Origin of the sequence: Janthinobacterium sp. UMAB-60, from assembly GCF_900095235.1 — a bacterium.
Lineage (GTDB): Bacteria > Pseudomonadota > Gammaproteobacteria > Burkholderiales > Burkholderiaceae_D > Janthinobacterium.
In genome coordinates this window covers 1-11202 of the sequence record NZ_LT607492.1, presented here as the reverse complement: position 1 = coordinate 11202, position 11202 = coordinate 1, and the positions used below count along the sequence as shown (strand labels likewise).

9 protein-coding genes are annotated in these 11202 nt (G+C 60.6%); all 9 read left to right on the top strand.

From position 1 onward, the window contains the following. Nucleotides 1-1698, top strand: a 1698-nt coding sequence (gene xsc / locus K0F86_RS17430; RefSeq protein WP_219135582.1) for a sulfoacetaldehyde acetyltransferase, incomplete at its 5' end; no start/stop codon positions are given. A gap of 297 nt (nucleotides 1699-1995) precedes the next feature. Next, nucleotides 1996-2415, top strand: coding sequence for a nuclear transport factor 2 family protein (locus K0F86_RS17425; RefSeq protein ID WP_219135581.1), 420 nt, complete (start codon nucleotides 1996-1998; stop codon nucleotides 2413-2415). Nucleotides 2416-2440: 25 nt separating this feature from the next. Next, nucleotides 2441-3880 (top strand): FAD-binding oxidoreductase, encoded by a 1440-nt coding sequence (locus tag K0F86_RS17420; RefSeq protein WP_219135580.1) that lies wholly within the window; start codon nucleotides 2441-2443, stop codon nucleotides 3878-3880. A gap of 120 nt (nucleotides 3881-4000) precedes the next feature. Beyond that, entirely contained in the window at nucleotides 4001-5062 is a 1062-nt protein-coding gene (gene tauA / locus K0F86_RS17415; protein ID WP_219135579.1) for a taurine ABC transporter substrate-binding protein, read from the top strand. 80 nt (nucleotides 5063-5142) lie between these two features. Next, nucleotides 5143-5958 (top strand): taurine ABC transporter ATP-binding protein, encoded by an 816-nt coding sequence (locus K0F86_RS17410; RefSeq protein ID WP_096234679.1) that lies wholly within the window; start codon nucleotides 5143-5145, stop codon nucleotides 5956-5958. A gap of 79 nt (nucleotides 5959-6037) precedes the next feature. Continuing rightward, complete coding sequence (locus K0F86_RS17405; RefSeq protein ID WP_243136601.1) at nucleotides 6038-6832, top strand: ABC transporter permease subunit; 795 nt, start codon at nucleotides 6038-6040, stop codon at nucleotides 6830-6832. Nucleotides 6833-7123: 291 nt separating this feature from the next. Further along, nucleotides 7124-8557, top strand: a complete 1434-nt coding sequence (locus K0F86_RS17400; protein WP_219135577.1) for an amino acid permease — start codon at nucleotides 7124-7126, stop codon at nucleotides 8555-8557. Next, entirely contained in the window at nucleotides 8550-9770 is a 1221-nt protein-coding gene (locus K0F86_RS17395; protein WP_219135576.1) for a molybdopterin-dependent oxidoreductase, read from the top strand. Before K0F86_RS17400 ends, K0F86_RS17395 begins: the two co-directional genes overlap by 8 nt. A 10-nt stretch (nucleotides 9771-9780) precedes the next feature. Further along, nucleotides 9781-10395, top strand: a complete 615-nt coding sequence (locus K0F86_RS17390) for a c-type cytochrome (protein WP_219135575.1) — start codon at nucleotides 9781-9783, stop codon at nucleotides 10393-10395. The last annotated feature ends 807 nt before the right edge of the window (nucleotides 10396-11202 follow it).

Genomic DNA, 11202 nt, shown 5'->3' with positions numbered 1-11202 from the left:
TTCGGCATCATGGGCTCGGCCTTCATGGATCCGATGGACATTTTTGCCCCCGCCGGCATCCGGCTGATTCCCGTCGTGCACGAACAGGGCGCCGGCCACATGGCCGACGGCTATGCCCGCGTTTCGGGCCGCCACGGTGTCGTCATCGGCCAGAACGGCCCCGGCATCAGCAATTGCGTCACGGCCATCGCCGCCGCCTACTGGGCGCATACTCCGGTGGTCATCATCACGCCGGAAACGGGCACGATGAGCATGGGCCTGGGCGGCTTCCAGGAAGCGAACCAGCTGCCCATGTTCGAGGAATTTACGAAATATCAAGGTCACGTCACCAATCCGGCCCGCATGGCCGAGTTCACGGGCCGTTGTTTTGACCGCGCCATGTCGGAAATGGGCCCGACCCAACTGAACATCCCGCGCGACTATTTCTATGGCGAAATCAAGGCCGAGATTCCCAAGCCGAACCGCCTGGACCGTGGCGCCGGCGGCGAACACAGCCTCAATGAGGCGGCCGAACTGCTGGCCAAGGCCAAGTTCCCCGTCATCATCTCGGGCGGCGGCGTGGTCATGGGCGACGCGATCGACGAGTGCAAGGCGCTGGCCGAGCGCCTCGGCGCGCCCGTGGTGAACAGCTATCTGCACAACGACTCGTTTCCCGCCAGCCATCCGCTGTGGTGCGGTCCGCTCGGTTACCAGGGTTCGAAAGCGGCGATGAAACTGATCGCCCAGGCCGACGTCGTCGTGGCCCTCGGTTCGCGTTTGGGACCGTTCGGCACCTTGCCGCAGCACGGCATGGATTACTGGCCGAAAAACGCCAAGATCATCCAGATCGACGCCGACAACAAGATGCTCGGGCTGGTCAAGAAAATTTCAGTGGGCATCTGCGGCGACGCCAAGGCGGCCGCCAAAGCCATCCTGTCTCGCCTGGACGGCAAGACGCTCGACTGCGATGCGACGCGCGAGGAGCGCTTTGCCACCGTGCAAGCAGAAAAAGCCGCGTGGGAAAACGAACTGGACAACTGGACGCACGAAAAAGATGCGTACAGCCTGGACATGATCGAAGAGCAGAAGAAAGAGCCGGGCAATTATCTGCACCCGCGCCAGGTCTTGCGTGAGCTGGAAAAAGCCATGCCGGAAGACGTGATGGTGTCGACCGACATCGGCAACATCAACTCGGTGGCGAACAGCTACCTGCGCTTTGAAAAGCCGCGCAGCTTCTTTGCGGCGATGAGCTTTGGCAACTGCGGCTACGCGTTCCCGACCATCATCGGCGCCAAGGTGGCCGCACCGCACCGTCCGGCCGTGTCGTATGCGGGCGACGGCGCCTGGGGCATGAGCCTGATGGAAACGATGACCTGCGTGCGCCACAACATTCCCGTGACGGCGGTGGTGTTCCACAACCGCCAGTGGGGCGCGGAAAAGAAAAACCAGGTCGATTTCTACAACCGCCGCTTCGTCGCCGGTGAACTCGACAACCAGAGCTTCGCCGAGATTGCGCGGGCCATGGGCGCCGAAGGCATCACGGTCGACAAGCTGGAAGACGTGGGGCCGGCCCTGAAGAAAGCGATAGCCATGCAGATGAATGAAGGCAAGACCACCATCATCGAAATCATGTGCACGCGCGAACTGGGCGACCCGTTCCGCCGCGATGCGCTGAGCAAACCTGTGCGGCATTTGGACAAGTACAAAGACTACGTTTGATTTGCTGCTGGAGTGTTGGATTACGCCTTTCAGGCTAATCCAACCTACCCAACCTACCCAACCTACGCGTGGTGCTGGCGTAGGTCGGATTAGCCGGGCCTCGGCCCGGCGTAATCCGACAAAGCCTTGTGACCAAATTCTCACAGATTGTCACCAAAACATCACAGTTTCATTAAAGAATACAAGGCGTCCCGTTTTTTGAATTATTTGATTTGACAAGGCCATGCTTAAGGCTTAAATTCAATAAAAGACAAAAAACGGAACGTAGCGTATCAAAAACGATTTACGGAGACCACCATGAACCACCCTGTACCGCACACCGACGCCGTCACCACCGCTGTTACTACGGATTTCCTGCAAGCGTTCGGCGATGCCTGGAACCGCCACGATATCGAGGCCCTGATGGCCGCCATGGCTGACGATTGCGAATTCCACGCCGTGGCCGGCCCTGACTTGCTGGGCAAGAGCTTCATCGGCCGCGACGCCGTGCGCGCCGGCTTCGAGTTGGCCTGGCAAACCTTTCCCGACGCCGCCTGGCTCAACCCCGAACACTTCGTCAGCGGCGAGCGCGGCGTGACGGAGTCGACCTTTGCCGGCACCAAGGCGGACGGTACGCGCATCGAGGCGCGCATGGTCGACATCTTCACTTTCCGCGATGGCAAGATCGCCGTGAAGAACGCCTTCCGCAAGGATCGCCCACCTGTCGTCAAAGCTTAAGCCAGTACGTTCACCAGGAATGATCATGAACAAACCTGTCGACACCCCATCTGACGTACTGGGCAACAGCACCGCCGCCCGCACGCCCTACGATCCCGCCTTCGATCCGCTGGTGGCCCAGCGTCCCGGCCACGGCAATGCCTACGCGCCCACCTACTGGATCGGTACGGCCGGCGAGCCGCCCGCCGACGACGGCCCCATCACGCATGACATCGACGTCGACGTGGCCATCATCGGCTCGGGTTTTACCGGTCTCTCCTGCGCCATCTTCCTGGCCCAGGAACACGGCATCAAGGCCACCGTGCTGGAAGCGAACCGCGTCAGCTGGGGCTGCAGCACGCGCAACGGCGGCCAGGCGCAATGCACGACGGGGCGCCTGAAACGCTCGCAGTGGATAGACCGCTATGGCATGGATACGGCCCTGAAATTGCACGCGGAAGTGTGCGATGCGATGGAAACATTCAAGAAGATCACGGCCGACATCGATTGCGAGCCGCAGCCGGGCGGTCACCTGTACATCGCGCACAAGGCGAAAGCCATGCCTGCGCTGGAAAAAGAAGCCAAGCTCATGCGCGAGGTCTTCAAGTATGACGCGCGCATCCTCGACGCCGACACCGTCAAGCGCGAATTTGTCGACGACAAGGAAGCGGCCGGCGCGCTGCACGAGCCGGAAGGCATCGGCATCCACGCGGGCAAGCTGGCGTTCGGCTACCTGCGCAAGGCGCGCGCGCTGGGCGCCAAGGTGCATCCGTCCAGCCCCGTGATGGGCTGGGAAACGCGCAATGGCGTGCATTATCTGCAAACGCCAGGCGGCGTGGTGCGTGCCCGTGCCGTGGCCGTGGCCACGGGCGGCTACACCTCGCCCCATTTGCATGCGCAAGTGAAAAACCGCTTGCTGCCTATCCTGTCGAACTCGCTCGTCACGCGCCCGTTGACCCCGGCGGAAATCGAGGCGTGCAACTTCCGTACCCACCAGGTGATCACGGATACGCGCATCTTGCGTCACTACTACCGCCTGATGCCGGACAACCGCGTGCAGATCGGCAGCCGCAGCGCCATCACGGGCGCCGACGCGCCGGACGACAAATACAAACAGTTTTTGATCAACGATTTGCACCGCAAGTTCCCCGCGCTGACCGGGATCGGCATCGATTATTCGTGGTGGGGCTGGGTCGACGTCAGCCACGACATGATGCCGCGCATCGTGCAACCGGACCCGAAGCAATCGATCTTCTATTCGCTCGGTTACGGCGGCAACGGCGTCATGTACTCGGCGCAGGCGGGGCGGCGCATGGCCGAGCGCATCGCGGGCAAGGCCAGCGACACGGGCTTGCCGATCTTCAATTCGAAACTGCCGTACCCGAACATGATGGAACTGGTCGAGTCGCAAGCGTTCGCCCCGTTCCGCCGCCTGGGCCAGCGCTTCCTGTACCGCTGGTATCACTTGAAGGATGAGGTGTTTTAAATAGTAATAGCAGTAGCCGTACTAAGCCGCCGCATGGTTGACAAAGAGCAAACAGCGGCGCCTCCCGAAAGGGATGAGATTGCCCGAACGTTCACACATAACAATAACTTGGAGTGAGACATGAACACAAATACGAGCAAAACCCCGAGCAAAACGGTATTTTCAACGCTGCGCCGCGCCGTCCTCGGCACCCTGGTGCTGGGCGTGGCGGTCGCATCAAGCGGCACGGCCTTCGCGCAAGGCAAGGAAGTGACGATTGCCTATCAGGAAATCAACGGTCCCTTCCTGGTGGCCATCGCCAGCGGCGAAGTGGAAAAAACCACCGGCTATAAAATCAACTGGCGCAAGTTCGATTCGGGCGCCAAGGTAGCCACCGGCATGGCGTCTGGCGACGTGCAGATCGGCGTCATCGGTTCCAGCCCGCTGACGGCGGCCGTCAGCCGCGGCGTCGATCTGCAACTGTTCTGGATCATCGACGACATCAATGAAGCCGAAGCGATGGTGGCCCGCAACGGCGCCGGCATCAGCAAGCCGACCGACTTGCGCGGCAAGAAGATCGCCGTGCCGTTCGTTTCCACCACGCACTTCCACACCATGTTCGCGCTGGAAACGTGGGGCATCAAGCCCACGGAAGTGAAATTGCTCAACATGCAGCCGAACCAGATCGCCGCCGCCTGGGAACGCGGTGACATCGATGCCGCCTTCGTGTGGGACCCGGCCTTGAGCAAGCTCAAGCAAAACGGCAAGGTGCTGGTGACCTCCGGCGAACTGAGCAAAAAGGGCAAGGCCACGTTTGACGGCATGGCCGTCGAGCGCGCCTGGGGCGAAGCGAACGCCGACTTCATGGCCAAGTTCGTCAAGGTGATGGCCGCTGCCGACGCCGACTACCGCGCCAATCCGAAGGCATGGACCATTGACTCTCCGCAAGTCAAAGCCAATGTCAAGCATTCGGGCGCGGCTGCCAAGGACGTGGCCGCTTCCGTGGCCCTGTACGCCTATCCATCGCTGCAGGAGCAGGCCTCGCCCGCCTGGCTCGGTGGTGGCGCGAAGGGCGGCGTGGCGCAAGCCTTGCTGGCCACGGCACAGTTTTTGAAGACGGAAGGCAAGATCGATACGCTGGCCCCTGACTACGCCAAATATGTGACACCCAAATATGCACAGGCCGCCGGCCTGCTGAAGTAAACGTTGTGCGATGGCGCGTCTGCGGGCGCGCTGACTGAACAGAATGCGTTGAACTGAAGTACTACCTATGCGGGGACATCATGGAAAATCTGTACGTCAAGGATGTCAGCGTGATTTATCCGGGCAAGACGGCCGGTGAACGCGTACATGCTTTAAATAATATCAATCTCACCATCAATAGCGGCGACTTCGTCGTCGCGCTCGGTGCTTCCGGTTGCGGCAAGACAACCTTGCTGAGTCTGATGGCGGGCTTTATCGCCCCGTCCAAGGGCGAAATCATGCTCGGGGAGAATAAAGTCGAAGGACCGGGCGCCGACCGTGGCGTCGTATTCCAGAAACACGCCTTGCTGCCGTGGCTGAATGTGATGGAAAACGTGGAATTTGGCCTCAAGCTGCAAGGCGTGGCGAAAGCCGTGCGGCGCGAACAGGCGGCGAAAAACCTGGCGCTGGTCGGCTTGAAGGACTTTCACGACAATATGATTTATCAATTGTCGGGCGGCATGCAGCAAAGGGTGGGCATCGCCCGCGCCCTGACCAGCAATCCCGCCATGTTGCTGATGGATGAACCGATGGCGGCGCTCGACGCGCTGACCCGCGAAACCATCCAGGAATTGCTGCTCGATATCTGGGCCAAGTCCAGCACCATGTTTTTCTTCATTACCCACAGCGTCGACGAGGCGCTGTTCCTGGCGAACCGGCTGATCGTCATGTCGCCCCGTCCGGGCCGCATCACGCACACGTATGAACTCGATTTCAACAAGCGCTTCCTCGAATGCCGCGATGCGCGCGCCGTGAAATCGAGCCCGGACTTCATCAAGATGCGCGAAACAGTGCTCAACATCATTTATGGCGATGAGCGCGCCGTCAACAAAGAGCTGGAGGTGTCCCATGCATAGCCCATCCGTCGTGGGATTTCCTCCCGCCACCGCCAAGCGCGCCGGCTTTTTTGGCCGCCTGTTCGCCCCCCGCTGCGCCATGCCAGGCGAAGCGTTCGGCGCGCCGGGGCAGGGCAATTCCAGCCGCATCGCCAGCGTCACGGTCATCGTCGTGCTGTTGCTGTGGTTTGGCGTGACGGCCAGCGGCATGGTGAAACCCTTGTTTTTACCTTCGCCGCAAGCCGTGTACGAGAAATTCATCATGGCGGCCACCACCGGTTTCGGCGGCGCCACCCTGTGGGAACACACGGTCGCCAGCCTGGTGCGCGTGTTCGGCGCCTTTGGCCTGGCTTGCGTGCTGGCCATTCCCATCGGCGTGATGATGGGCGTCAATCGCGTGGCACGCGGCATCTTCGATCCCTTGATCGAGTTCTACCGTCCGTTGCCGCCGCTCGCTTACTTGCCACTGGTCATCATCTGGTTCGGCATCGGCGAATTCTCGAAGGTCTACCTGATCTTCCTGGCCATCTTCGCGCCGATGGCCATCGCCGCCCGCGCCGGCGTCAGCTCCGTGTCGCTGGAGCAAATCCACGCGGCCTATTCGATGGGTGCCACCCGCTTCCAGGTCATCGTGCACGTGATTCTGCGTGCCGCGATTCCGGAAATCCTCACCGGCATGCGCATCGGCATCGGCGTGGGTTGGACCACCTTGGTGGCGGGCGAGATGGTGGCGGCCACGCGCGGCCTCGGCTACATGGTGCTGAGTGCCTCCGAGTTTCTCGCCAGCGACGTGGTGATCATGGGCATCATCGTGATCGGCTTCTTTGCTTTCCTGTTTGATTTGATGATGCGCTACCTCGAACGTACCCTCGTGCCATGGAAGGGCAAGGTGTAAGACGTTCCCGGGGAGTGGCGCCAATGCCACAAGTGTTGCCGCCGCTCCCTTTTTTTAACCAGCAATAACTCAGCCATACCCCGTACGTATCCTCCAGCGCGCCAGCCCCTTGGGCGCCGCGCCGGGCCGCTGCATTTCCAGATTGACTTATGGCATGCAGCCAACCAGACTGATTTGATGATGTATCGATGCTGCTTGACGGTGTTGCCCAAATAAAACAAAGCCGCGCGGCAGGAACAGGCCGCAGCAGGCCAGGGCGCACCGAGCTTCAGATATTACTAGGAGACAAAAATGATTAGCGACAACCACAATAATACCGGCTTGCAGCACTCGCTGAAGCAACGGCACATGAGCATGATCGCCATCGGCGGCGTGATCGGCGCCGGCCTCTTTGTCGGCAGCGGCGTCATCGCCAAGGCCGCCGGCCCGGCCGCCATCCTTTCCTTCCTGCTCACGGGCGGCCTGGTCGTCCTGATCATGCGCATGCTGGGCGAGCTGGCCTCGTCCCTGCCCGTGGTCGGTTCCTTTTACGAATATGCGCGCCTGGCCTTCGACGACAAGCCGAAAGTATCGAAATTCCTCGGCTTCATGAGCGGCTGGATGTACTGGTATTTCTGGGTCGTCGTCGTGGCGCTGGAAGCCATCGCCGGGGCCAAGCTGGTCAATTTCTGGCTGCCCGACGTGCCATCGTGGTCCATCAGTCTGGTCTTGCTCGTGTCGATGACGGTGCTCAACCTGTTCTCGGTGAAAGCGTTTGGCGAGTTCGAATTCTGGTTCGCCTCGATCAAGGTGGTCGCCATCGTCGTCTTCCTGTTTGTGGGCGCCCTGTTCATCACGGGCAGCTTGCCCAATAGCATTCCGAGCCTGGGCTTTTTGACCAGCAACGGCGGCTTCATGCCGCACGGCTGGGGTCCTGTATTGAGCGGCGCCGTCGCCGCCACGGCCTTTTATTCGGGCGCCGAGATCGTCACCATCGCCGCCGCCGAAACGTCGGACCCGGCCAAGGCCATCGCCCGCGCCACCAATTCCGTCATCACGCGCGTGCTGATGTTTTATGTGGGCTCCATGTTTGTCGTGGTCTGCATCGTGCCCTGGGATTCGCCGGCCATCGCCACGCCCTTCGTCAGCGCCCTGACCGTCATGAACATTCCGTACGCGGCCCACATCATGAACGCCATCATCCTGACGGCCGTGCTGTCGGCCCTCAATTCCAGCCTGTACGCCTCGTCGCGCATGATCTTTGCATTGACGCGCCGCGGCGACGCGCCCACGGGCCTGGTCAAGCTGAGCAAGAACGGCGTGCCCATTCGCGCCATCCTGTTCAGCACTCTGTTCGCCTATTTCGCCATTGCCGTATCGTATGTGTCGGCCGACCTGGTCTTCCCCTTCATCGTCAATTCCTACGGCATCCTGATCCTGTTTGTCTACCTGCTCATTGCGATATCTCAATTGCGCCTGCGCCGCCGCCTGGAACGTGAGTGCCCGGAACGCATCAAAGTGCGCATGTGGCTTTTCCCCTATCTGACGTATTTCACCATCATCGCCATGCTGGTGATCCTGGGCGCCATGAGCGTGTCGTCCGATACGGAGCAGCGCGTGTCGTTCTGGTTCGGCCTGCTGAGCGTGGCCATCATGAGCGTCATGTACTACATCAAGAAACTGGTCAACGATGACCGCAACGGCGGTGCCTCCGCCGACACCAAAGTGGAGCTCAAACATGTCTGATGCGACCTTGTTGCCTGCAAGCCGGCGCCGCTTCCTGCGCACCACGGCCACCCTGGGCGCCGCCGCCGTGGCCGGCCCAGCCTTGGCGGAGTCCGTCACTTTGCCGTTTGAAAATGGCGAGCGCGAACTGGTGGCCTTCCCGCAAAAGCGCCCGCTGATCCTGCTGACCAGCCGTCCGCCCCAGCTGGAAACGCCGTTCAGCGTCTTCAATGAAGGCGCGATTACCCCCAACGACGCGTTTTTCGTGCGCTATCACTGGAGCGGCTTGCCCACCAGCATAGATGGCGACAGCTATCGTTTGCGCATCGCCGGCCTCGTCAAAACGCCTTTGGAACTGTCGCTGGCGCAACTGAAACAGCTGGCAGAACCCGTCGACGTTGTGGCCGTGACGCAATGCTCGGGTAACAGCCGCGGCTTCTTCGCCCCGCGCGCGAATGGCGGGCAGCTGGGCAATGGCGCCATGGGCAATGCCCGCTGGACCGGTATCCCCCTGAAAGCCGTGCTGGAAAAGGCCGGCATCAGCGCCGGCGCCGTGCAAGTGGCCTTCAATGGCCTGGAAACGCCGCCCGTGGGCGACGGTCCCGACTTTCAGAAAGCCTTGTCCGTCGAGCACATCATGGCCGGCGACGTGCTGCTGGCCTGGGCCATGAATGGCGAAGACATTCCCTTCCTCAACGGCTATCCGCTGCGCCTGATCGTTCCCGGCTATTACGGCACTTACTGGGTCAAGCACCTGAGCGACATCACCGTGCTCGACAAGCCCTTCGACGGCTTCTGGATGAGCACGGGCTACCGCATCCCCGACAACGGTTCCGGTTTCATTGAGCCGGGTACACCGGTGGGCAAGACGACCCCCATCAGCCGCCTCAACGTGCGCTCCTTTATTACCAGCGTGCAAGATGGCGCGCAAGTGAAGGCCGGGCGCGACCTGGCCTTGCGCGGCATCGCCTTCGATGGCGGGCAGGGCATCAGCGAGGTGACAGTGTCGGTGGACGGCGGCCAGACGTGGCAGGAAGCAACACTGGGCAAGGACCTGGGGCGCTTCTCGTTCCGCGAGTGGAGCATGGTCATGAAGGCGCCGCGCAAGGGCAAGCACGTGCTGATGGTGCGCGCCGTCAACCGCATCGGCCAGAGCCAACCGATGAAAGCCCTGTGGAATCCCATGGGTTATATGCGCAACGTGGTGGAAACCACGCGCATCCAGGCAGTGTAAGGAGAACCCTATGAAGATCTTGTTTGCCGCGCTGGCACTGTCGGCGGCGGGCAGCGCATGCGCGCTGGAAATCCATTTGCCACCGGAAACGGCGACCTACAAACCTAGCGAATTGCCCGGCTACCAGCTGGTGCAGCGCAACTGCATGACCTGCCACGCGGCCCAGTATGCATCGAGCCAGCCGCCTGCCTCGCCGCGCGCCTACTGGGAAGCCACCGTCAAGAAGATGAAAAAGCCGTTCGGCGCCCAGTTTGACGACGCGGACATGCCCGCCATGGTCGACTACCTGGTGAAAACCTATGGCGCGGAGCGGGGCGCCGCCGCACCTGCCGCGGTCGTGGCCAGGCCAGCCGCAGCGGCTGTCCCGGCCGCCAGCGGCAAGGATGTCAAAACCTTGCTGGCGGCGAATGGCTGCATGGCATGCCACGCCCTCGACCAGAAGGTGGTCGGTCCGGGCTTTGCGGAAGTGGCCGCCAGATACAAGGGCAAGGACGGCGTCGCTGCCGTGGCGGCGAACATCCGCAGTGGCGGCGCCGGCAAATGGGGTCCCGTGCCCATGCCGCCATTCAGCCAGCTCAGCGAAGCCGATGCGGTGACCCTGGCGAAATACGTGCTGTCCAGGTAGCGCCTGGCCACACCAATGCAGTAGCGCACTTCCGCTCTTCTTCCTCTCCACGTGCATGCAACACCTCACCCCCTGGCTGAGGTGTTGCATGCCTGCCACGCCAGTGTTCCTCGCGGAAATTTAACCCGCCGCCCATCCCCGTTCCGCACCGCCAGAAATAATATTTATATCAATATTCACATATTAAAAATTTATTTTTACAAGTATGTGACATACCAATACGCCAAAAGAAAGTGTGTCATCGGAGTCGTATCCGTGTATGGAAAAAATAACATTGTTTTGTGTTGAAGTAATGCCAATGCCTTGCCTAATTTCCAGTTGTGGTGCGTGCGAGGAATAGCATATTGATAGTGGTGGTATTGCAATATTGTTGCGTTGAGACAACGAATTTTTCAGTTGAAACGCACATTTTCACGGGAGTTTTCGCATTTTAGGGCTATCGCCATTAAGGTCGCACCAATGTGGTGAACGAGGTCATCCGATAGGTATTCTCCTGCCTGACGAAGGGCTAAAATGGATTAATGTTGCTGAGCAGAACTTGATTTTTCAGTTGCCATTGAATTTAACATTAATATTAAAAAGATACTGCCATTTCAGCTCTTGTATTCCCCCGTTGGTGCAGCCAAAAGCGGTGTGCCTGGCGCGGGCGCGCCGCTAGAAAGGATAACCTTGAACACCAAATTACTCCCCCTGACCTTGTTACTGGCGATCCAGGCCGCCTGGGCCGTCGATCCCCCCAGCGCCGGTAGCCAGCTGCAGCAGATTCCCGTCGCGCCCCAGTTGCCGAAGGCGCCACCGGCCATCCGC